The sequence below is a fragment of the Streptomyces sp. NPDC111516 genome, assembly GCF_055635345.1.
The window spans coordinates 215,834-237,909 of record NZ_JBVKBV010000007.1 but is presented as its reverse complement, the minus strand read 5'-3'; the positions used below and the strand labels follow the sequence as shown (position 1 = coordinate 237,909).

Sequence of the window (22,076 nt, the reverse complement as noted above, 5' to 3'; positions counted from 1 at the left end):
CGATGAACCGCGCCGCGCTGTTCATCCTGGCCGACGGCCGGTTCCCCGCCGGAGGGCACGCGCACTCCGGGGGAGCCGAACCGGCCGTGGCCGCGGGCCGCATCAGGGATGCGGACTCGCTGCAGGACTTCTGCCGGGGGCGGCTGCACACCGCGGGCCTGGTCGCGGCGGCACTCGCCGCCGCGGCTGCTGCCGGCCACGATCCACTGGCGCTGGACGAGGCCGCCGACGCCCGCACTCCAGTGCAGGCCCTTCGGACCACCGCCCGCAGACTCGGACGGCAGATGATGCGGGCGGCCCGTGCCACTTGGCCTTCGGCCGAGCTGGACGGCCTGGCCGCGGCCAGGCCGCAGGGCGCGCACCAGCCGGTGGTACTGGGTCTGGCCGCCCGGTCTGCCGGCCTTGCACCGCTGGATGCCGCGTATGCGGCGGCGTACGAGACCGTCAGCGGGCCGGTTATGGCGACGGTCCGGCTGCTGAGCCTGGACCCGTTCCACGCCACCGCTGTCCTCGCCCGCCTGGCTCCCGACCTCGACCAGACCGCCGTCGCAGCCGCCACCGCTGCCGCACGCATCCCCGAGGAGGGGATCGGCGCGCTGCCCGCCGCCTCCGCGCCACTGTTCGACATCACCGCGCAGCAGCACGCCGCCTGGCCGGTACGCCTCTTCGCCTCCTGACCGCCCACACCAAGCGACCACGCAGGACGGAAGTTCTTATGCATCTCGACCACGATCTCGACGAGAAGTTCCCCCACCGGCACACCTACAGCGCCGTCGATCCCGAACGCCCCGACGGCACCCGCCGCGCCCTGCGTATCGGCCTGGGCGGACCGGTCGGCTCGGGCAAGACCGCGACCGTCGCTGCCCTGTGCCGGGCGCTGCGCGACGAACTGTCCATCGCCGTCGTCACCAACGACATCTACACCCGTGAGGACGCCGACTTCCTGCTGCGTGAAGCGGTCCTGCCACCCGAGCGCATCAAAGCCGTCGAAACCGGCGCCTGCCCGCACACCGCCATCCGCGACGACATCTCCGCAAACCTCGAAGCCGTCGAGGACCTGGAGGCCGAGGTCCGCCCGCTCGACCTGATTCTGGTGGAGTCCGGCGGCGACAACCTCACCGCCACCTTCTCCAAGGGCCTCGTCGATGCGCAGATCTTCGTCATCGACGTTGCCGGCGGCGACGACATCCCCCGCAAGGGCGGCCCCGGTGTCACCACCGCCGACCTCCTCGTCGTCAACAAGACCGACCTCGCCCCGTACGTCGGCTCCGACCTGGAAGGCATGGCCCGCGACGCCAAGGTCCAACGTGGCGAACTCCCCGTCGCCTTCACTGCCCTCAAGAGCGAGGGCGGCGTCAAACCGGTTGCCGACTGGGTCCGCGAACGCCTCGCCGACTGGACCGCAGGCCCCGCATGACCCTCACCACCGAAGCAACCGTGCCGACCACCCAGCGGGCGGCTTCCACCGGCGTAAGGGCCACCGCCCGCATCACGGCAGCCATCAGAGGCGGCGCCACCACCCTGCCCGTCCTCGACGGCGACGGCCCCTTCGAACTGCGACGCCTGCGCCCACGAGGAACCGAGGCCCGCGTGTGCGTCGTCGGCGCCATGAGCGCCCCCCTCGGCGGCGACCAGCTACGCATCGAAGTCACCGTCCAGCAGGGCGCGGCACTCCACATCACCTCCGCAGCCGCAACCCTCGCCCTGCGAGGCCCCACCCCCGAGCCCGCCACCTACGACGTACACCTGATCGTAGAAGAGCACGCGGAACTCCACTGGCTGCCCAAGCCGTTGATCTGCGCGGCCGGCAGTAACCTGCAGCAGACCTGGACCATCGACCTCGCCCCCACCGCACGGCTCGTACTGCGCGAAGAACAAATCCTCGGACGCACGGGCGAAGCGTCCGGCCAGGTGACCACACGGCTCACCGTCCGGCGCGGCGGGAGCACCTTGCTGGACCAACAAGCGGCGTACGGGCCGGGTGCCCCCGGCTGGGACGGCCCAGCCGTCCTCGCCGACTACCGTGCGACCGGGCAACTCCTCGTCGTCGACCAGACCTTCGAGGACCATCCCCTCGAAGTCCAACTCCTCGGCGACGCACCGGAAGACGGCCAAGCCGTACTGACACCACTGGCCGGGCCCGCCGCCCTCGTCACCGCCATCGCACCGGATGGCATCCGACTGCGCCACCTCCTCCCGACAGCACAGGGCACGACCCATCGCCTCGTCCCAGCCGGCAGCGCACCAAAACGGCGCCGGTCAGGAGGGCAATCGCCTGCCTTTCCCGAACGTCGCCCCGGATAACCCGGAGCGCCTACGTCTTACCCATGAGCCAACGTCATGTGCCGCACGCCTTCACAGCTAGTGCCGTGACCGGCAATGTTTGCCCCGTAAGGAGCGTCGTCCAGTGCGTGCGATCGCGAGGCGGCCGGAAGTCCTTGGATGGGGTCTCCCCTGCTCGAACGAAGTTGAGAGCTTGGGGAAGGAGCTACCAGGGCTTTTGGCCAACGCGGCGAGCGTGCGTGCTGGGTGGCGCGACGGGGCAAAGCTTGCCGGGAGGGGCACTAGACAAGCCCTTTCCCGTCCCAGACCATGTCGAGGGCGCGCTCGAAGGTCACGTACCCGAGGCGTTCGAAGGACCTCGCCATCGGGACGTTGCCGAGATCGGTCGCGGCCCGGATCCGTTCCACGCCGTCCTGCGCCGCCAGCACCCTGGTTCCCTCGGCGAGGATGTCGTCGATGTACCCGTGGCCGCGCCGGGCGGGCAGCACGCCGATGTACGCGATGATCGGGTTGTAGCTGTTGCGCGCCGGAATCACGAACCCGACCGGCTCACCGTCGGGCAGTTCGGCGATGCGCCACCACTTCCGCGGTGTCGGGTACGCCGCCAGTTCCTCGTCGTACTGCTTCTCGGCCGCCTCCCGGGCACTGACGCCGGACGCCAGGTCGGCCCGGCCGTGCGCGTCGAGGGTGCCCTCCAGTACCGGTGTCATCAGTGCGAGGAGGTCCTCCCGACCGTCGACCGGGCGGAACCGCAGCCGGCGGCTGTCGGTGGGGACCGGCGTACCGGGGCGCCATTCCAGGCGCAGCCGCTCGACCAGCATCCGCGCACCGGAGCGCTCCATGACCCGGATCCGGGCTTCGACGGCATCGCGTGCCACCGGGTCCTCGCGCCAGTCCGGCGGGACGTAGCGTCCGTACTCGGGCCGCGGGGCGCCGGGCGGCACGACCGCCGCCGTCGCCGCCTCCAGCAGCCGCAGGCCCGCCTCGCCGCGTTCGGGCTCGGGCAGGGTGTCGTCGAGGTCGAAGATGTCGAGCAACAGCGGCACGTCACCGTCCCGGCTCCACCACGCGATCCGCGCCACCACCCGCTCGCCACGCAGCGCCACCCACAGCCACTCGGGCCGACGACGCCCGCTCTCCAGGTCCTTCGCGAGCTCGTGATCGAGGACGTACGAGAGCTGGCGGAAGAGCCCGAGCTCCTGCGGTCCGGAGAGCGGACGGATAGTCAATTCCGTTGGCGCAGAGGTCACATGATCTCCCTGAAGTGCGTAAAAAGCCGTGTGTCGATCGCCGGGCGACCGGCGGCGCAGACAGTAGCAACGTCCGCCCGGCGCCGCCCCGGAATTCCCGTGCCGTTGTTCCGCGCAGGTCAGGAGGGCGGAAAGCCGGGTTCTTCTGGACACTCCGGGGCGGTCGGCCCGACAATTGACCGCGTGACGTCCCCCTTCGAGTTCCACACGTACCCCGCGCGGCTGTCCGACGCCCAGCGTGACCGTGTTCTCGGCGTGCTCAGAGACGGTGCGGCACAGGGCAAGCTGTCCCACGACACCTTCATGCGGCGCATGGAACTGGCCCTCACCGCCCGGCGATCGGAGGAGCTGGCGGCGCTCACCGCAGACCTGGAGAGCGAAGGCCGCTGGTCACGGCGGATACTCCGGGCCGTGAGCGGGGTGTCCGGCTTTCCCGGCCGGGTACGCCGGGTCTGGCAGACCGAGCGGCTCCCGAAGCTCCTGCTTCCCGCCCCCAGCCCGTACCCCCTGCTGATCGGCCGCGACCCGGGCAACGGCCTGCGGCTCAACCACGAGACGGTCTCCCGGCTCCATGCGGAACTCACCGCGCAGGGCGGCCGCTGGCTGCTGCGCGACCTCGGCTCGACCAACGGCACCTGCGTCAACGGGCAACGGGTCATCGGCACGGTCCCGGTCCGCGAGGGGGACCAGGTGAGCTTCGGCCGCATGAGTTTCCGGCTCTCCGCGCCCGTCCTCGGACCCCCTCCCCGATAGCCGGCCCCGGGGCCGTTCGTCCGGATCAGGACTGCTGGTGGAGACCGCGTCCGGCGAGAGTGAGGAAGGCCTCGCCGACCGCCTCGGAGAGCGTCGGATGGGCGTGGATGTGAAGCGCCACATCGGCGGGTTCGGCGTCCCATCCGACGATCAGCTGGCTCTCGGCGGTCATCTCGGAGACATGTGGGCCGACGAGATGCACCCCGAGCACCCGGCCACCACGCTCGGCGACCACCTTCACCATGCCGCCTGCCCGTGGACCATGCCCTTGGCCACGGCGGTCAGCGGCATGGTGTTGACCGCGACCTCGTGCCCGGCGTCACGGGCCTGGGCCTCGGTCAGGCCCACCGCCGCGGTCTGCGGGGACGAGTACGTGACCCGGGGGACGGCCGCGTAGTCCACCGCCGGTGAGCGGAGACCGGCCAGCGTCTCGGCGGCCAGCAGCCCCTCGGCGAAAGAGGCGTGTGCCAGACCCGGGGACGGCGGCGGCAGCAGATCGCCCACCACGTGAAGGCCCGCCACGGACGTTTCGAGACGGGACCAGTCGGCGGGCGCCACATGACCGCGGTCGTCGGCGGCCAGACCCGCCGCCGCAAGACCGAGCCCGTCCGTCACCGGGGCACGCCCCACCGCGACGAGCAGCTGCTCGAACGGCTGCCGCGGGGCGTGCGGCTGACGCCGATGGGCCGTGCCTTCCTGCCGCACGCCGAGCGCTCCGTACGCAGCGCCGCACAGGCGCGCCGCGCGGCCAGGGCGGCGGCAGGGGCGGAGGGTGGCGAGCTGCACATCGCGACGGTGCACGCGGTGGCCGTCGGCATCCTCCCGGACGTCTTCGCCCGATGGCGCCGGGCGCACCCCGGGGTCGGTCTCGTGCTCCACGAGTACGCCACCACGGAGGCCCTGGAGGAACAGATCGAACGCGGCACCGCCGACCTGGCCGTCGGCCCGCCGCCCGGGCACTGGCCGGGGCCCGTCGTCCCGGTCGGCGCGGAGGAGATCGTCCTGGTCGTTCCGTTCGATGACCGGCTCGCCGGACGCACCTCGGTCCGCCTCCAGGAGCTGGCCGACCGGCCCTGGGTGCGCTGCGCGATGGAGCCCGTCGTGCAGGGCCGGGCGTTCCTGGACCGGGCCTGCGGCCGGGCCGGCTTCACGCCCCGTACGGCGGTGCGCACCGAACACACCTCGACAGCGGTAAGGATGGCCGCGGCCGGAGTCGGTGTCGCCGTGGCCCCGCCCATGTGGTCCGGGGAGCGGTCGGCGAGGACTGCGCGGTGCTTGCCGTCGACCCGCCGTGGCGGCGTCAACTGGCGGTCTTCTCCCGCGTCGAGCTCACCGGGGCCGCCGCCGCGTTCACGGGGCTGCTCGGTGTCTCCGAGCCGTTCTGCCTCCGGCCGCCCGCGGACTGAGATACGGCCCGCCCGATCGGCACCGGGCTGCTCACCCGCGGTCCGCGGGCCCTTCTGGTCCGACCCGGCTGAGCAGCGCCACCGGCCGTTCGGCGAACAGGTCGACCGCCGCGACCGTGGCCCCGGTGAACTTCCGGCCGGCTGCCAGCAGATCGGTCCACGGCCCGTCGTCCGGCAGCGTCAGCTCCGTCCCGCGCCAGCCGCCCGACTCCGCCAGCCGCAACGACAGCCGGGTCACCGCCGTGACCACCTCGCCCGAACGGCAGAAGGCCAGACAGTGCGCGGCCGCCGGGCCATGCGCGCTCAGCGGGGTGTACGTCCCCGACTCGCCGAACACCTCGGGCCGTTCTCGCCGAAGCCGCAACGCGACCGCCGTGAGCTCGCCCTTCTCGCCGGCGGGCCCGTCCTCGGGCGGTTGGCGGAACGGCCGCCGGTTGTCCGGGTCGACCAGCGCCACGTACTCCCGTTCCGTGCCCTGATACAGATCCGGCACACCCGGCATCGTCAGCTGCACCAGCGCCGCGCCGAGCACATTGGCCCGTACGTACGGGTCGAGCGTGCCCGCGAACCGATCCAGCGCCTCGCGCACCGGACCGTTGCCCGCGGCCGGCCCCGCCGCGACGAAGTCCGTCACCGCCCGCTCGTACGCCGGATCCGGCTCGGTCCAGCTGGTGAAGAGTCCGGCCTCGCGGACCGCCTTCAGCAGCGCGGGCTCCAGCCGCCCCGCCATCTCGCGGGCAGGCAGCATCGCGCAGCCGTACGCCGTCTGCCAGGCCTGCCAGGCCAGCTGTGCGTCGGGCGCGGCCGCGGGAGTCACCCGCGCCAGCTCCACCAGCAGCCAGGACCACTGCTCCGGGCACTCCGTCAGCACCGCGATCCGGGCCCGTACATCGGCGCTCCGCTTGGTGTCGTGGGTGGTCAGCGCCGTGCCCGTGGCAGGCCAGTCGCGCGCCAGCCGGGCGCAGAACGCGTGGAACTCATCCGGCGTCACCGCCGGATGCCCGGGATCGCCGCCCACCTCGTTCGCCGAGATCAGCGGCACGTACCGGTAGAACGCCGTGTCCTCGACCGACTTCGCGCGCAACGCCGACGCGGTCTGTGCGAAGCGGGTGCAGAAATCGGCTCGGTCGGGCCCCCCGCCCAGCCGTCCCAGCGCCAGCTCCCGCACCACGTCGACGGCCGACGCCTCCTCAGGAACGGAGAACGCTGCCTTCGCGTCCCGCACGACCCCGTCCGGGAGCGCCGCCCGGGCCGTTTCCGTGCAGGGGCCGCCGGCCGTCACGTAGGGGCGATAGACGGGTACGCGTACGAGCAGTTCGCGCACCGCGGTGTGCAGCGCCCACGGGGCATGGTCCCGCAGCGCGGGGCGCTCGGCGCAGATGCGTACGGCGAGCCGGGTCAGCAGCGCGGTCTCGGCGGCCAGCTCATGCGTCACCACCCGGTACGCGGCCCGCCGCACGGTCGCCGTCCAGTCACCGCCGCGGTTCTGGGCCGGCCCCGAGAACTCCCGGTAGCGGCCGATCAGCTCCGCCGCACCCATCGGATCGACGAAGAGGCCGTCGATCCGGTGCAGCGCGTCGTACCCCGTCGTCCCGGCGACGGCCCAGTCCGAGGGCAGCGGTTCGGCACCCGTGAGGATCTTCTCCACCACCGTCCACCGCCCGGCGGTCGCCGCCGAGAGCCGCTCCAGGTAGGTCGCGGGATCGGCGAGCCCGTCGGGGTGGTCGATGCGCAGACCGTCGACGACCCCGTCCCGGACCAGTTCGAGGATCTTGCCGTGGGTGGCGGCGAAGACCTCGGGGTCCTCCACCCGCACTCCGATGAGATCGGAGATGGTGAAGAACCGACGGTAGTTCAGCTCCGTGCGGGCCAGCCGCCACCAGCCGAGCCGGTAGTGCTGGGCATCCAGCAGCTCGGGCATCGGCAGGTGGGCGGTGCCGGTCCGGAGCGGGAACTCCTGCTCGCCGTGGCGCAGCACCTCCCCGTCGACCCGGAGCCTGTCGAGTTCGACGCCGATCGGCCCGGCGAGCACCGGCAACAGCACCTTGCCACCGCCCGCCGCCCAGTCGATGTCGAACCAGCGGGCGTACGGGGACCCGGCGCCCTCGCGCAGCACCTCCCACAGCGCGTGGTTGAGGCGGGGCACGGCGGCCATGTGGTTCGGCACGAGGTCCACGATCAGCCCGAGTCCGTGCTCTCGCGCCGTACGGGCCAGCTCCCGCAGCCCTTCCTCCCCACCGAGTTCGGCGCGCACCCGGCCGTGGTCGACGACGTCGTACCCGTGTCTGGAGCCGGGCACGGCTTCGAGGACCGGGGACAGATGCAGATGGGAGACGCCGAGCGCGGCGAGATACGGCACGGCCTGTCCGGCGGCCGAGAACGGGAAGTCCGGCTGGAGCTGGAGCCGGTAGGTGGCGGTGGGCGTCATGCGCCGTTACGTACCCAGACTGCGGCCTTCTGTGTCACGGAACGCGGCAAAGGGCTCGACCGGCGGTGTGGTCGGCCGTCGGCCGGGACCTACGCGGGTCGCTGCAAGACCGCCAAGCTCCGCCCGACCAGCGTCACCTGTTCGCCCGCCGAAACCTTCGGTCCCGAGCGGGGGAGCACCCCGGCCGGGCGGGCCGTGTCGACCACCACCAGCCACTGCCGGCCGTGATTCACCGGAACGGAGAATTGCAGCGTCTCGGCGCTCGCGTTGAACATCAGCAGGAACGAGTCGTCGGAGATCCGCTCGCCGCGCGGCCCCGGCTCCGAGATCGCGTGGCCGTTGAGAAAGACCGTCAGCGCCTTGGCGTGCGCGGCCTGCCAGTCCCGCTGCGTCATCTCGCGGCCCTCAGGCGTGAACCACGCGATGTCCGAGAGCTCGTCGTGCGTGCCCTCGACCGGCCGCCCGTGGAAGAACCGGCGGCGCCGGAAGACCGGATGGTCGCGGCGGAGCCAGACCATCGCTCGGGTGAACTCCAGCAGACTGCTGCCCAGGCCGTCCCCCTCGGGGGTGTCGTCCCCGTCCTCGTCGTCCGGGTCGTCAGCCGCGGCGGCGGGATCGGGCCAGTGCACCCACGACAACTCGTTGTCCTGGCAGTACGCGTTGTTGTTGCCCCGCTGGGTGCGCGCGAACTCGTCGCCGTGGCTCAACATCGGCACGCCCTGCGACAGCATCAGCGTGGCGATGAAATTCCGCATCTGCCGCATCCGCAGCTCCCGTACCTCCGGCTGGTCCGTATCGCCCTCCGCGCCGCAGTTCCAGGACCGGTTGTGGCTCTCGCCGTCCCGGTTGCCCTCGCCGTTCGCCTCGTTGTGCTTGTCGTTGTACGAGACCAGGTCGTGCAGGGTGAACCCGTCGTGGCAGGTGGTGAAATTGATCGAGGCGAGCGGCCGCCGTCCGTCGTCCTGGTAGAGGTCCGACGACCCGGTCAGCCGCCCGGCGAACTCGGCGAGGGTTCTCGGTTGGCCCCGCCACAGGTCCCGCACGGTGTCCCGGTACTTGCCGTTCCACTCCGTCCACAGCGGCGGGAAGTTCCCCACCTGATAGCCGCCCTCACCCACGTCCCACGGTTCGGCGATCAGTTTCACCTGGCTGACCACCGGGTCCTGCTGCACCAGATCGAAGAACGACGACAGCCGGTCCACCTCGTGGAACTGCCGGGCCAGGGTGGCCGCCAGATCGAACCGGAACCCGTCCACGTGCATGTCCGTGACCCAGTACCGCAAGGAGTCCATGATCAGCTGGAGCACGTGCGGCGAGCGCATCAGCAGGGAGTTCCCGGTCCCCGTGGTGTCCATGTAGTACCGCTGGTCGTCCGCGAGCCGGTAGTACGAGGCGTTGTCCAGGCCGCGGAAGGAGAGCGTCGAACCCAGGTGGTTGCCCTCCGCGGTGTGGTTGTAGACCACGTCGAGGATCACCTCGATGCCCGCCTGATGCAGCGCCCGTACGGCCTGCTTGAACTCCAGCACCTGCTCACCGCGGTCGCCCCAGGAGGCGTACGCGTTGTGCGGGGCGAAGAAACCGATGGTGTTGTAACCCCAGTAATTGGCCAGCCCCGTGTCCGCCAGCCGGTGGTCCTGGACGAACTGGTGCACCGGCATCAATTCGATCGCCGTGACACCCAGTTCCGTCAGGTGGGCGATCACCTCCGGATGGGCCAGCCCAGCGTACGTGCCGCGCAGCTCCTTCGGCAGCGCCGGATGGAGCATCGTCAGGCCCTTCACATGGGCCTCGTAGATCACGGTGCGGTGGTAGTCCGTACGGGGCCGTCGGTCGTCGCCCCAGTCGAAGTACGGGTTGACCACGACCGAGGTCATGGTGTGGGGCGCCGAGTCGAGGTCGTTGCGCGCGTCGGGCCGGCCGAACGGATAGCCGTACACCGCCTCGCCCCACCGGATCTGCCCCGCGACGGCCCTGGCATACGGGTCGAGCAGCAGTTTGGCCGAATTGCAGCGGATGCCGCGCTCCGGTTCGTACGGACCATGGACCCTGAATCCGTACCGCTGACCGGGCATCACCCCGGGCAGGTAGGCATGGCGGACAAACGCGTCGGTCTCCCTGAGCTCCACCGCCGTCTCGGAACCGTCGTCGTGCAGCAGGCACAACTCGATTCGGTGGGCGGCCTCCGAGAAGACCGCGAAGTTGGTCCCGGCGCCGTCGTACGTGGCACCGAGGGGATACGCCTGTCCCGGCCAGACCTGCATAGGTTCGACTCTTCCATTTCTGATCCGGGTGTCTGGGGCTTACGGGCTGCTTGAGCCAGATCTTCCCCGAAAGTGGTACGGCTACCTAGGACGTCGCACGGTCCGGTCAACATCGGGCCTGTCCGTGTCGCCCGGAACGGCAATCCGGGGTCCTGAGCCGCTCGTGGGCCCTGTGCAGGGCCCACGACGGGGTGCCCAATCACTATGAATCCGCTCACTACGGCAGATCTCGCGCTCGAGAACCTTCCTATGTCACTGGGGAGTTGACGAAGCAGCCTGCGCATCCTGCTGCACCGGATCCCACTCGCGGAGTACCCTTCCTTGATCGTTGGTGGGGGAGTGGAAGGCGGTGCGCGGGTGAGCTCGGGAGGGTTCGAGCTGCCTCCAGGTGACGCAAGTCACGAGGGGGAATCCACCGATGCCCCGCCCGGGGCGGTCTCACTTGCGCGGCCCATGGAGATCGGCGCGGAACTGGACTGGGGAGCGGACGCCTGGAGCGAGGTGCGAACGCGCGCCCAGCGGGCCGGGCGTGCCTACATCTGGCTGAATCTCGTGGAACAGCGGCTGCGCGCCGTGGTCGCCGCGGTGCTCCGGCCCATCTACGAGCCGGTCCACGGCGAGGACTGGGTGGTGGCCGCGGCCGGACCCGCCGGGCAGGAGTGGGTGCAGCGCGCCGTCGCCGTACGCGAGGTCTCCCGCCGCAAGGGTTATCTGCTGGACCCGGCCGACGACAACGTGCTGAGCTTCCTCACGTTGCCGCAGCTGCGCGAGCTGATGGTCCAGCACTGGCCGTGTTTCGAGCCGTACTTCGACGACCGGCGCGAGGTCGAGCTGGCGCTCGACGAGCTGGAGGTCGCCCGCAATGTGGTCTCCCGCAACCGGGCCCTGAACGAGGCGGTCCTCGCCCAGGCCGAGCGCGCCTCGGCCCGGCTCCTGGAGATCCTGGGCAGCGGGGCGGTGGTCCCCTCGTCCGACCGGCTCCCGGTCGACGCCGTCGAGGAGCTGGTCGGCGACCGGTACGCGGATGTGGTCTCCGTCCACTCCGACCGGGTGCGGCTCCAGCGTCAGCTGCCCGCCGAGGACCTCTTCGGAGGTTCGCGCCGCCTCGACGCGATCGGCATAGGACTCAATCTGCTGGTGCAGAACTTCTCCGGCCGCCGGCTGATCCGGCTGGCCGAGTCGGGCTGCCGGGTCCGGCTCCTCTTCATCAACCCGGCGAGCAGCGCGGTCAAGCGCCGTGAGCGGGAGCTGGGCCTCAAGAAGGGCGAGCTGAGCCGGTCGGTGGAGATGAACATCCTCCATATGCGCCGGGTCCGCTCCAAGCTCCGTGATCCGGGCGCGTTCGAGATCCATGTCTTCGACGAGACGCCGCGCTTCACGGCCTATCTGGTGGACGGCGACGGGACGGACGCGGTCGGGGTCGTCCAGACGTATCTGCGGCGCGCACGCGGCATGGAGGCGCCCGTTCTGGTGCTGCGGGGTGGTGGGCGCGCGGTGGTCCGGGCGGGACAGGACAACGAGCACGGGCTCTTCGAGACGTACCGCGAGGAATTCGAGTCCGTGTGGGCGGACTCCCGGCCGGTCTCCTGAGGGGTTGTTTCCCGAGGCGCCGTTGCTGAGGAGCCGTTCCTCGGCCGTTGCTCTTGAGAGCTGTTCCTGAGGGGCTGTCCCTCCGTTGTCAGTGGTGCATGCGAGGGTGGTCATCACCTGGGGGAGAGCACCACGAAGGAGGTATGGGATGAGCTGGCACCGGGAGGCGCTGGTCGGCTTCGACCTGGAGACGACGGGCACGGAACCGCTGGAGGCCAGGATCGTGACAGCCGCGGTCGTCGGCGTCGGCGGCAGGGACGGGGAGCCGGTGCGGCAGGACACCTGGCTGGCGGATCCGGGCATCCGGATCCCCGCGCAGGCCTCGGCGATCCACGGCATCAGCAGCGAGCGGGCGGCGGCGGAGGGCCGGCCGGTGCGCGAGGTGGCCGACGAGATCGCCGGGACGCTCACGGAGTACTGGCGCCGCGGCGTGCCGGTCGTCGCGTACAACGCCGCCTTCGACCTGACGCTGCTGACGGCGGAGTTGCGGCGGCACGGGCTGCCGTCGCTGAGCGACCGGCTCGACGGGGCCGGGATCGGGCCGGTCATCGACCCGTACACCATCGACCGGGCCGTCGATCGCTACCGCAAGGGCAAGCGCACCCTCGAAGCGGTCTGCGTCGAGTACGGCGTGGTGCACGGCGGAGCCCACGACGCGGGGGCGGACGCGCTGGCCGCGGTCCGGGTGGCGTACGCGATAGCCGAGCGGCACGGCTCGGTGGCCGAGCTGACCGCCGCCGAACTGCACGAGCGTCAGGTGGAGTGGTACGCGCAATGGGCGGCCGACTTCCAGCAGTTCCTGCGCCGCAAGGGCACGGCGGACGCGGTGATCGACGGCCACTGGCCGCTGCGCGAGCCGGCCCCGGTGACCGGCTGAGTAAGCAGCCGGCCCCGTGCCGGTCCGGCACGCACGAAAGCCGAGCCGGCCCGGCGCGGGAACATCAAGCGCGCACGGTGCTCGCGGAAATCTTCTGAGCCCGTCCGGCGCTTGAGGACACCCCCGGGCCCGTCCGGTGCTTGCGGGCGGCGCAGCGGCCACCGGACGGCCCCGGTCACCCGCGATCCGGACCGGCGCCGGTCACGGCACTAGTGCCGTGACCGGCAATGTTTGCCCCGTAAGGAGCGTCGTCCGGTGCGTGCGATCGCAAGGCGGCCGGAAGTCCTTGTAGCGGAGCTACCAGGGCTTTTGGCCAACGCGGCGAGCGTGCGTGCTGGGCGGCGCGACGGGGCAAAGCTTGCCGGGAGGGGCACTAGAACGGATACCACCGCACCGTCGCGTCGTCGTCGCGCAGTGATGCCACCCGGCGGCGGAACTCCGTGAGCGCCTTCGGGTTGGTCGGCGCGTGCTGGGACACCCAGGCGCAGCTGGCCGTCTCCCGCGCTCCGCGCAGCACCGTACAGCCGTCCCATTCGCGGACGTCCCAGCCGTACGCGGCGGTGAAGGCGTCGTACGCCTGGGCCGCCAGCCCGTACCGGTCCCGGGACAGCGCGAGCACCACCAGGTCGTGCTCGCGCAGATCGGCGGAGAAGGTCTCCAGATCGACCAGCACCGGCCCGTCCGGGCCGACGTGGACATTACGGGGGAGGGCATCGCCATGGATCGGACCGGGCGGCAGATGGGGGACCAGCGCGGCCGCGGCCGTCGCGAAGCCGTCGCGGCGCTCACGCAGATAGTCGGCGTCGGCCGGGTCGACCGCATCGCCCGCGAGCCGAAGCCAGCGCTCGACCCCGCCCAGCAGCTCACGGCGGGGAAGGGTGAACCCGTCCGGCGCGGGGAGCGCGTGGACCAGGGTGAGCAGCCGCGCCAGATCCTGCGGCTCGGCCGGGCGTACGGCATCGGGCAGCCGGTGCCAGAGCGTCACCGGGTGGCCCTCCACCAGCCGCGCCCGGGGCTCAGCGGCCCGTACGGCGGGGACCCCTGAGGCGGCCAGCCACTCGGCGACGGCCACCTCGCGCTCGGCCCGGTCCCGCAGTTCCGGGTTCCGCACGGCGTCCCGGCCGACCTTGACCACCAGGTCGCCCACGGCGAACACCGCGTTCTCACCCAGCGCGAGCAGCTCCGCACCGCCGGACAGTCCGGCAGCGGTCAGCACCTCGCGCGCACGCTTCTCGTTCATGCCTCCGATTTTCGCATCCGTGCAGGCCCGCTTGACGAACCGATGGCCCGTCAGCACGATGACGAGGGCCACCTGAGCGGCCAGAACGGTATGAAGCCGATCGAATGACGCAAGGGGGCGAATTCATGACATTAGCGAGTGCGACCGTAAAATCCGGGATACATGGCCCGCCCGGCAGCCCGCCCGGCAAGCAGCGCCGACCGGTCAACCGGAGCGCCGGCTCCTGGTTCCTGGTGCTGCCCGCGCTGATCCCGATCCTCGTCCTCAGCGTCGGCCCGCTCCTCTACGGCATCGCGCTGGCCTTCACCGACGCGCAGTCCGGCCGCACCCGCTCCACCCAGTGGGTGGGCGGGCTGAATTTCCAGGACCTGCTCCACGACACCCTCTTCTGGGAGTCCTTCCGGATCGGTCTCCTGTGGGCGGTCGGCGTCACGGTCCCGCAGTTCGTGCTGGCGCTCGGCCTCGCCCTGCTGCTCAACCAGAATCTGCGGATGCGCTGGCTGGCGCGGGCGCTGGCGATCATTCCGTGGGCGATGCCCGAGGTGGTCGTCGGCATCATGTGGCGGCTCGTCTACAACCCGGACGCGGGAGTCCTCAACGAGACCATCCGCGATCTCGGCCTCGGCGACGGCCGGGCCTGGCTCACCGGACTCGCCACCGCCCTGCCCGCCGTGATCGTCGTGGGCGTCTGGGCCGGTATGCCGCAGACCACCGTCGCCCTGCTGGCCGGACTGCAGAACACCCCGCACGAACTCCACGAGGCCGCCGCGCTGGACGGAGCGGGCGCCTGGCGCCGCTTCCGTACCGTCACCTGGCCGGCGCTCAGGCCCGTCGCGCTCTCCATCACCGCGCTCAACTTCATCTGGAACTTCAACTCCTTCGCCCTGGTCTACGTACTGACCAGCGGCGGACCCGGCGGCCGTACCCGGCTGCCGATGCTCTTCGCCTACGAAGAGGGCTTCCGTTATGGACAGTTCGGCTACGCCGCGGCGATGGGCTGTGTGATGGTCGCGGTGATCTCCGTGATCCTCGCCGGGTATCTCGTCGGCCGGCTCCGGGGAGGCGAGGACCGGTGAGCGCGCGTACCAGCAGATCCACACGTGCCGGACAGTACGTCGCACTGCTCGGCTATCTCGTCTTTCTGGCGTTCCCGTTCCTGTGGCTGATCTCCACCGCCTTCAAACCGGCGCGCGAACTGGGCTCCCTGCACCCGACCTGGATCCCCGAACATCCGACGCTCGACAATTTCCGCGCGGCGTTCGACGAACAGCCGCTGCTCCAGGCCGCCGCCAATTCGCTGATCGCCGCCCTCTGCGCCGCCGTCGTCGCGGTCCTCGTCGCCACGCCCATGGCGTATGTGACGGCCCGCCACCGCTCCAGGCTGTCGACGGCCACCACCGGATGGGTCGTGGTCAGTCAGGCGTTCCCGTTCGTCCTGCTGATCATTCCGCTCTTCCTGATCCTGAAGAACCTCCATCTGATCAACACCCTGTGGGGGCTGACCATGGTGTACGTGGTCTGGGCACTGCCGTTCGCGTTGTGGATGCTGACCGGATACGTACGGGCCGTGCCCGCCGAGCTCGAAGAGGCCGCCGCGGTCGACGGCGCGGGCCGGCTGCGTACGCTCGTCTCGGTCACCGTGCCGCTGCTGGCCCCCGGCATCGTCGCCACTGCGCTCTTCGCGTTCATCACCGCATGGAACGAGTTCTTCTTCGCGCTCGTCCTGCTCAAGACACCGGAGAAGCAGACCTTGCCGGTCGTACTGACCCACTTCCTCGGCGCGGAGGGCGCGGCCGATCTCGGACCGCTCGCCGCCGCCGCGTTCCTCGCAACCCTTCCCTCGCTGGTCGTCTTCGCGCTCATCCAGCGGCGGATCACCGGTTCCATGCTGGCCGGGGCGGTGAAGAGCTGATGCGCGCACGGGTACGGACGACGGCCGCCGCCGTGGCCACCGCGCTGGCTCTGCTGCTCACCGGCTGCGCGGGGACGGGCGACGGCAGGGGCGACGACGGACGGACCGAGCTCAGCTTCCAGTCGCTGGCCTGGCAGAAGGAGTCCGTCGACGCCAACAAGCAACTGGTGAAGGAGTGGAACGCGACCCACCCCGACATCCATGTCACCTACGTCCAGGGCAGCTGGGACACCGTCCACGACCAGCTGCTCACCTCCTTCGAGGGCGACGAGGCCCCGGACGTCATCCATGACGCCTCCGACGACCTCGCCGACTTCGCGTACGGCGGCTACCTCGCCGATCTGCGCACGCTCCTCCCGGACCGGCTGACCGCCGACATCCCGCAGCAGAGCTGGCAGACCACCACCTTCGGCGACGGCGTCTACGGAGTGCCCTTCCTCCAGGAGCCCCGCGTACTGATCGCCAACACCAGGATTCTCGAGGAGTCGGGGGTCCGCATCCCCACCCCCGACAGCCCCTGGAGCTGGACCGAATTCCGTCAGGTCACCAAGGAACTGACGGGCAAGGGGAGATACGGCGTCGCCTGGCCGCTCAAGGAGCCGGTCTCCGTCACCCTCAACCTCGGGCTCTCCGCCGGCGGCCGGCTCTTCCACCGCGGCGCCGACGGCAGGGTGACCATCCGTGCGGGCGAGGGCGACCAGGTCGTCCCCGGCATCATTCACGACCAGGTGAGCACCGATCACAGCGCCGCGCGCACCGCGCTCGGCATGGGCGGCTCCGACACCCTGCCCGGATTCTTCGGCGGCAAGTACGCGATGGTTCCGCTCGGCTTTTCGTACCGCCAGCAGGTCGTCGAGCAGGCCCCCGAGGGCTTCGAGTGGACGGTGCTGCCCGCCCCCGTCGGCAGCGGGGGGCTCGACCAGGGGGTGAGCCCGCAGACTCTCTCCGTCTCGGCGGCCAGCCCGCACAAGAAGGAGGCTGCGCAGTTCATCGACTTCCTGCTGCGGCCGCGGAACATGGTGCGCCTCGCCAAGGGGGACTGGATGCTCCCGACCGGCACAGCGGCCCTGGCGGACCCGGCCCTGCACACCGACAAGGAAGGCTGGTCGACCGGTGTCGCGGTCGCGAAGGGGCTCCGTCCGGCGCCCGCCCAGGCGGTCCGCGGCTACCCGGAATGGAAGGACAAGGTCGCCACACCCGCACTCCAGGAGTACTACAGCGGGGCGATCGGGGCGGCGGAGCTGAGGAAACGTCTGGTGGACGACGGGAACCGGGTGCTGGCCCGCTATCAGCGCTGAGACGCCCCGAAAGGAGGGCGCCGCCCGCAACCTCCGGTCGCCCACCTCATCGGAGCCGAACCGCACGTGTGACGGGCGGGGGTGGAATCAAGCCGTCTCCTCGCCCGCCCGCGGGCGCCGCCCCCGTTCCCTCTTCCCGCCTGCGAAGGGTGCAGGTCGTCGTTGCGGCAGCGGCAATCCCCTTACGTGGGACGGGTGCTGAGACGGCCGTGTCCGGCTTGGGCGCGGCTGGCCGGTTTCTTATTACGAAGCCTTGTTGAATGAGTTACAGCCTCATGAAGGTCTTGATCTGAGCGCGTCAATCGGCGAGGGTTTCGAGCCAACCCCCGGAGATATTCCGGCCGGGGGTCAATCCCCCCACAAAGAATGACGAGGAGACCCCTCTTCATGGCAATTCACAAGCGCGCACGTCGGATCAGGCTGACCGCGGCGATATCCGCCGTGGCCGCGGCCGCCGGACTCACTCTGATGGGCGGTTCCCTCGCCGGAGCCGCTCCCGCTCCCGCGACGGGCACCGTCTACGGTGCGGACGCGGCGAACGCCGTATCGGGCAGCTACATCGTGATGCTGGATCACAAGGCCGACAAGGCGAAGCTCGCCAAGGAGTACGGCGGCAAGCTCAAGCGGAGCTACGACTCCGCCATCAACGGCTTCTCCGCCAGCGGCCTTTCGCTGACCGAGGCCAAGCGCCTGGCCGCGGACCCGGCCGTTTCCAAGGTCGTCCAGAACAAGAAGTTCCACATCGACGCCACCCAGGAGAACCCGCCGTCCTGGGGACTGGACCGGATCGACCAGACCGAGACGGCCGGCGATGACGCGTACACCTACCCGGACAGCGCGGGCGAGGGTGTCACCGCGTACGTCATCGACACCGGTGTCCGCACCACGCACAACGAGTTCGAGGGCCGGGCCAGCTCGGGTTACGACGCCGTCGACAACGACGACAGCGCCGACGACGGCAACGGCCACGGCACCCACGTGGCAGGCACCATCGCCGGTGCGACCTACGGGGTCGCCAAGAAGACGAAGATCGTCGCCGTCCGGGTCCTCGACGACTCCGGCTCGGGCACCACGGAGCAGGTCGTCGCCGGCATCGACTGGGTCACCGAGCACCACGAGGGCCCCTCCGTCGCCAACATGAGCCTCGGCGGCAGCGCGGACGAGGCGCTCGACGCCGCGGTCCAGAAGGCCATCGCCTCCGGAGTCACCTTCGCGGTGGCCGCCGGAAACGACTCCGCCGACGCGAGCGACAGCTCCCCGGCCCGTGTCCCGGAGGCCATCACGGTCGCCTCGTCCACGGTGGACGACGAACAGTCGTCGTTCTCCAACTACGGCTCGATCGTGGACATCTACGCCCCCGGATCGGACATCACCTCGTCCTGGAACGACAGCGACGACGGTTCCAACACCATCTCCGGTACGTCCATGGCGACCCCGCACGTCGTCGGTGCCGCTGCCGTCTACCTCTCCGGACACCCGGACGCCACCCCGGAAGAGGTCGCCACGGCGCTGACCGACGGTGCCACCCCCGACGCGATCTCCAACGCGACCGAGGGCACACCGAACAAGCTGCTGAAGATCGTCGAGTAACCGACTCCCCGCAGACGTGACCGGGCAGCGGACGCCCGGCGCAACGGAATCGGCGGCCGCCGCGCCCTCCCCCACGGGGCGCGGCGGCCGCACCGCGTGAAGCGATCGTCCTATGGTGTGCCCATGACGATGTACGCGGCGCTGTTGCGCGGAATCAATGTGAGCGGCCACAAGAAGGTTCCGATGGCCGAACTCCGCACGCTGCTCGCCGAGCTGGGCCACGGCGACGTCCGCACCCACCTGCAGAGCGGCAACGCCGTCTTCAGCAGTGCGTCGGGCGACGAGAACGCACTCGCCTCCGAACTGGAGCAGGCGATCGAGAAGCGGTTCGGCTTCCCCGTCCCCTGCCTGGTCCGGGACGGCGCCTACCTCGCGGCAGTTGCGGCGGCCTGCCCCTTCCCGGCCGCCGAGCTCGAAGGCAGGCAACTGCACATCACCTACTACGGACAATCCGTCGACGCCGAACGCTTCGCCCGGATCGACCCGGCGGCCTACCTCCCCGAGGAGTTCCGGCTCGGCGACCGCGCGCTCTACCTCTACGCCCCCGACGGACTGGGCCGTTCCAGACTCGCCGACGCACTGTCCCGGCCCACCCTCACCAAGGGCCTCACGGCCACCTCGCGCAACTGGAACACCGTGGTCAAGCTCGTGGAGATGACCGCACACGACGGAGCCCGCACATGAGCGAACCGTCCCCCGGCGTGGCCGCGGCCGTCGAGGGCGAGCTCCGCCTCCTGGACCCGTCGGTACGAGCCTCCGCCGAACTCCTCTCCCAGGTGCTGCACCCCGAGTACCGCGAGATCGACTCCACCGGCCAAGTCTGGGACCGCGACACGATGATCGCCTCGCTCACCGGGGACGACGCCGCCCATCCCGGTTCGCTCACGGCGTCCCGGCTGCGCGGAGTCCAGCTGGACGGCCGACTCGTCCACGTCACCTACGACACCGAGGCGAAGGGGAGCTTCGCCCACCGCAGTTCGCTGTGGCGGCTGACCGGCGCGGGCTGGTTGCTCTACTTCCACCAGGCCACCCTGTTCGACCAGGCCGCGAACGCGGGTCCGGACGACGAGGGCTGAGCCCGCTCAGCGACGGGCGACGCGCTGCGCCCGCGCCGTCCACCGGACGTCCGCAGGCGAGATCCGCACTGCGGATCGACCCGCCCGAGGGTGCGTCCCAGCCTCCTTCATGCGGGTGCGAGCGTTTCCAGGCGGCTCATGTCCTCGGCGGACAGCCGGACCTCCCACGCCCCCAGGTTCTCCGCGAGATGGCCGGGCGAACCGGTGCCCGGAGTCGGACACAGCACGGGGGAGCGGTGCAGCAGCCAGGCGAGGGCGATCTGCCCGCGGGTGGCACCGTGCCGGTCGGCGATACCGGTGAGCGCCGCGGATGCCTCGCCGGTCAGAGCGCCGTTCGCCAGCGGGAACCAGGGCAGAAAAGCCAGGCCGTGGGCCTCGCACACCTTCAGTACCGGGTCCGACGAACGGTCGAGGAGATTGAAGCGGTTCTGCACCGAGGCGATCGGGGTCAGGGAGAGTGCCTGCTCCAGCTGGTCGGCGGTGAGGGTGTCCAGACCGATGTACCGGATCTTTCCCTCCTGCCTCAGCGAATCCAGAGCCCCCAGTTGGTCGGCCATCGGCACGTCCGGGTCCAGCCGGTGCAGCTGGTAGAGATCGATCCGGTCCGTCCGCAGCCGCCGCAGACTGGCCTCGCACATCGCCCGCAACTGCTCGGGACGGCCCGCGACGTGCCAGGCGCTGTCACTGGTCCGCACCACACCGCCCTTGGTCGCGACGACCAGATCCTCGCGATACGGGTGAAGAGCCTCGGCGACCAGCTCCTCGGCCAGTCCGGGGCCGTAGTTGTCGGCGGTGTCGATGAGCGTGACCCCTTGCTCGACGGCCGCGCGCAGCACGGCCACGGCCTCCTGCCGCTCCCCGCGCGGACCCCAGTATCCGGTGCCGGTCAGCTGGGCGGTGCCGTAGCCGAGACGACGTACGGGCAGCTCGTCACCGAGCAGGAACACCCCACCGAGCGGCTGTGACGTGGAAGACATGACGGGAACACTAGTCCCCCTCGGTGATTCGATCTCCCGCCCTATGCTGAGGTGTTGCCGACACCCTCGGGGAGCCGGCGTGCTGACCTGTGCGGCCGCGGACGGGAGTCGGGATGCGCTACATCATCATCGGGGCGGGGGCCGTCGGCGGCGTCCTCGGGGGACGGCTGTCCGAGGCCGGTCACGACGTCGTACTCGTCGCGCGCGGTGCGCAGTACGAGGCGCTGCGCACCGGCGGGCTGCGGCTCGTCACGCCCGACGGGCCGTGCACCCATCCGATCCCTGTCGTCGACCGCCCCGAGGCGCTCGAACTGACCGCGGACGACGTCCTCGTACTCGCCGTGAAGACGCAGGACAGCACGGCCGCGCTCGACGCCTGGAGCGTCCGCCCCGTAGTGGGCGGCTCCACGGCGGGCGAGCGGCTGCCGCTGATCTGCGCGCAGAACGGGGTGGAGAGCGAACGCCTGGCACTGCGCCGCTTCCGGCATGTGTACGGCATGTGCGTCTGGCTGCCCGCCACCTTCGTCGAACCGGGCGAGGTCTCCGCCGCCGGTACGCCGCTGACCGGCATCCTGCACCTGGGCCGCTACCCCACCGGGACCGATGGGACGGCCCGGCTGATCGCCGCCGACCTGGAGAAGTCGAAGCTGCTCGCCCCGGTCGTGCCGGACGTGATGCGCTGGAAGTACGGCAAGCTGCTCGCCAACCTCGCCAACGCGATCGAGGCCGTCACCGGCCCGCTCGCGGATCAGGACGCGTTCGCCCTGTTCGAGCGGGCACTCGCGGAGGGCCGGGCCGTGCTCGTGGCCGCCGGGATCGACGCGGTCGGCCAGGAGGAACAGTCCGAGGCACGGGCCGGCCGGCTCCGCTTCGAACCGTTCGACGGCTCCCCGCGCGGCGGCGGCTCGTCCTGGCAGAGCCTCAGCCGGGGCACGGGCACGATCGAGGCCGACTACCTCAACGGCGAGATCGTGCTGCTCGGCCGCCTCCACGGCGTACCCACACCGGTCAACGACGTACTTCGCCGCACCGCGAACACTTTCGCGCGCGAGCGCCGGGAGCCCGGCTCGATGCCCGTGGCCGAACTCGTCACCCTCGTCGACGCCGCTACCTGAAGCGGTGGGTCCGGCCGGCG

18 protein-coding genes and 2 pseudogenes are annotated in these 22,076 nt (G+C 70.9%); 14 read left to right on the top strand and 6 right to left on the bottom strand.

The window, feature by feature from the left end:
* Positions 1 to 2: 2 nt before the first annotated feature.
* From ACZ7L9_RS16700 to ACZ7L9_RS16690, 3 genes are read left to right on the top strand one after another with little or no spacing between them, the layout of a single operon-like run.
* Positions 3 to 677 (top strand): urease accessory protein UreF, encoded by a 675-nt coding sequence (locus ACZ7L9_RS16700; RefSeq protein ID WP_471415888.1) that lies wholly within the window; start codon positions 3 to 5, stop codon positions 675 to 677.
* 38 nt (positions 678 to 715) lie between these two features.
* Positions 716 to 1,417 (top strand): urease accessory protein UreG, encoded by a 702-nt coding sequence (gene ureG / locus ACZ7L9_RS16695; RefSeq protein ID WP_471415887.1) that lies wholly within the window; start codon positions 716 to 718, stop codon positions 1,415 to 1,417.
* On the top strand, positions 1,414 to 2,304 hold the full coding sequence (locus ACZ7L9_RS16690) for an urease accessory protein UreD (protein WP_471415886.1): 891 nt from the start codon (positions 1,414 to 1,416) through the stop codon (positions 2,302 to 2,304). Before ureG ends, ACZ7L9_RS16690 begins: the two co-directional genes overlap by 4 nt.
* Before the next feature lie 260 nt (positions 2,305 to 2,564).
* Here the strand turns inward: ACZ7L9_RS16690 and ACZ7L9_RS16685 are convergent, their stop codons facing one another.
* Complete coding sequence (locus ACZ7L9_RS16685) at positions 2,565 to 3,512, bottom strand: GNAT family N-acetyltransferase (protein WP_471415885.1); 948 nt, start codon at positions 3,510 to 3,512, stop codon at positions 2,565 to 2,567.
* Between the two features lie 204 nt (positions 3,513 to 3,716).
* Here ACZ7L9_RS16685 and ACZ7L9_RS16680 point away from each other — a divergent pair, with 204 nt between their 5' ends.
* Positions 3,717 to 4,286, top strand: a complete 570-nt coding sequence (locus tag ACZ7L9_RS16680) for an FHA domain-containing protein (RefSeq protein ID WP_471415884.1) — start codon at positions 3,717 to 3,719, stop codon at positions 4,284 to 4,286.
* Between the two features lie 25 nt (positions 4,287 to 4,311).
* Here ACZ7L9_RS16680 and ACZ7L9_RS16675 read toward each other — a convergent pair.
* Positions 4,312 to 4,934 (bottom strand): annotated as a pseudogene (locus ACZ7L9_RS16675) (NAD(P)/FAD-dependent oxidoreductase); the annotation flags it as partial.
* On the opposite strand from ACZ7L9_RS16675, the pseudogene ACZ7L9_RS16670 reads away from it, so the two are divergent.
* Positions 4,929 to 5,692: pseudogene (locus tag ACZ7L9_RS16670) on the top strand (LysR family transcriptional regulator substrate-binding protein); the annotation flags it as partial. The pseudogenes ACZ7L9_RS16675 and ACZ7L9_RS16670 overlap by 6 nt on opposite strands.
* A gap of 31 nt (positions 5,693 to 5,723) precedes the next feature.
* Here ACZ7L9_RS16670 and treY read toward each other — a convergent pair.
* Together treY and glgX are read right to left on the bottom strand one after the other, a co-directional pair.
* On the bottom strand, positions 5,724 to 8,120 hold the full coding sequence (gene treY / locus ACZ7L9_RS16665; RefSeq protein ID WP_471415883.1) for a malto-oligosyltrehalose synthase: 2,397 nt from the start codon (positions 8,118 to 8,120) through the stop codon (positions 5,724 to 5,726).
* 89 nt (positions 8,121 to 8,209) lie between these two features.
* The gene (glgX, locus tag ACZ7L9_RS16660) at positions 8,210 to 10,381 is read right to left on the bottom strand and encodes a glycogen debranching protein GlgX (RefSeq protein ID WP_471415882.1); all 2,172 of its coding nucleotides are present in this window, start codon (positions 10,379 to 10,381) and stop codon (positions 8,210 to 8,212) included.
* A gap of 357 nt (positions 10,382 to 10,738) precedes the next feature.
* Between glgX and ACZ7L9_RS16655 the strand changes: the two genes are divergently transcribed.
* Complete coding sequence (locus ACZ7L9_RS16655) at positions 10,739 to 11,971, top strand: SAV2148 family HEPN domain-containing protein (RefSeq protein WP_471415881.1); 1,233 nt, start codon at positions 10,739 to 10,741, stop codon at positions 11,969 to 11,971.
* 148 nt (positions 11,972 to 12,119) lie between these two features.
* Positions 12,120 to 12,848 carry an exonuclease domain-containing protein gene (locus ACZ7L9_RS16650; RefSeq protein WP_471415880.1) on the top strand — a complete coding sequence of 243 codons (729 nt, stop codon included), beginning with the start codon at positions 12,120 to 12,122 and terminating at the stop codon, positions 12,846 to 12,848.
* Positions 12,849 to 13,221: 373 nt separating this feature from the next.
* Here ACZ7L9_RS16650 and ACZ7L9_RS16645 read toward each other — a convergent pair whose 3' ends face one another.
* A complete protein-coding gene (locus ACZ7L9_RS16645; protein ID WP_471415879.1) occupies positions 13,222 to 14,088 on the bottom strand; it encodes a phosphotransferase enzyme family protein in 867 nt (288 codons plus the stop codon).
* A gap of 125 nt (positions 14,089 to 14,213) precedes the next feature.
* Here ACZ7L9_RS16645 and ACZ7L9_RS16640 point away from each other — a divergent pair, with 125 nt between their 5' ends.
* The 6 genes from ACZ7L9_RS16640 to ACZ7L9_RS16615 all read left to right on the top strand — a co-directional run bounded on the left by ACZ7L9_RS16640 (position 14,214) and on the right by ACZ7L9_RS16615 (position 19,964).
* A complete protein-coding gene (locus tag ACZ7L9_RS16640; RefSeq protein ID WP_471415878.1) occupies positions 14,214 to 15,164 on the top strand; it encodes a carbohydrate ABC transporter permease in 951 nt (316 codons plus the stop codon).
* A complete protein-coding gene (locus tag ACZ7L9_RS16635; RefSeq protein WP_471415877.1) occupies positions 15,161 to 16,000 on the top strand; it encodes a carbohydrate ABC transporter permease in 840 nt (279 codons plus the stop codon). Before ACZ7L9_RS16640 ends, ACZ7L9_RS16635 begins: the two co-directional genes overlap by 4 nt.
* Complete coding sequence (locus tag ACZ7L9_RS16630) at positions 16,000 to 17,298, top strand: ABC transporter substrate-binding protein (RefSeq protein ID WP_471415876.1); 1,299 nt, start codon at positions 16,000 to 16,002, stop codon at positions 17,296 to 17,298. The genes ACZ7L9_RS16635 and ACZ7L9_RS16630 overlap by 1 nt, the downstream gene beginning before the upstream one ends.
* 387 nt (positions 17,299 to 17,685) lie before the next feature.
* On the top strand, positions 17,686 to 18,888 hold the full coding sequence (locus tag ACZ7L9_RS16625) for a S8 family peptidase (protein WP_471415875.1): 1,203 nt from the start codon (positions 17,686 to 17,688) through the stop codon (positions 18,886 to 18,888).
* Positions 18,889 to 19,011: 123 nt separating this feature from the next.
* Entirely contained in the window at positions 19,012 to 19,572 is a 561-nt protein-coding gene (locus tag ACZ7L9_RS16620) for a DUF1697 domain-containing protein (RefSeq protein ID WP_471415874.1), read from the top strand.
* On the top strand, positions 19,569 to 19,964 hold the full coding sequence (locus ACZ7L9_RS16615; RefSeq protein ID WP_471415873.1) for a nuclear transport factor 2 family protein: 396 nt from the start codon (positions 19,569 to 19,571) through the stop codon (positions 19,962 to 19,964). The genes ACZ7L9_RS16620 and ACZ7L9_RS16615 overlap by 4 nt, the downstream gene beginning before the upstream one ends.
* A 107-nt stretch (positions 19,965 to 20,071) precedes the next feature.
* Here ACZ7L9_RS16615 and ACZ7L9_RS16610 read toward each other — a convergent pair whose 3' ends face one another.
* Positions 20,072 to 20,941 (bottom strand): aldo/keto reductase, encoded by an 870-nt coding sequence (locus ACZ7L9_RS16610; RefSeq protein ID WP_471415872.1) that lies wholly within the window; start codon positions 20,939 to 20,941, stop codon positions 20,072 to 20,074.
* Positions 20,942 to 21,054: 113 nt separating this feature from the next.
* Between ACZ7L9_RS16610 and ACZ7L9_RS16605 the strand changes: the two genes are divergently transcribed.
* The gene (locus tag ACZ7L9_RS16605; protein ID WP_471415871.1) at positions 21,055 to 22,056 is read left to right on the top strand and encodes a ketopantoate reductase family protein; all 1,002 of its coding nucleotides are present in this window, start codon (positions 21,055 to 21,057) and stop codon (positions 22,054 to 22,056) included.
* Positions 22,057 to 22,076: the final 20 nt, after the last annotated feature.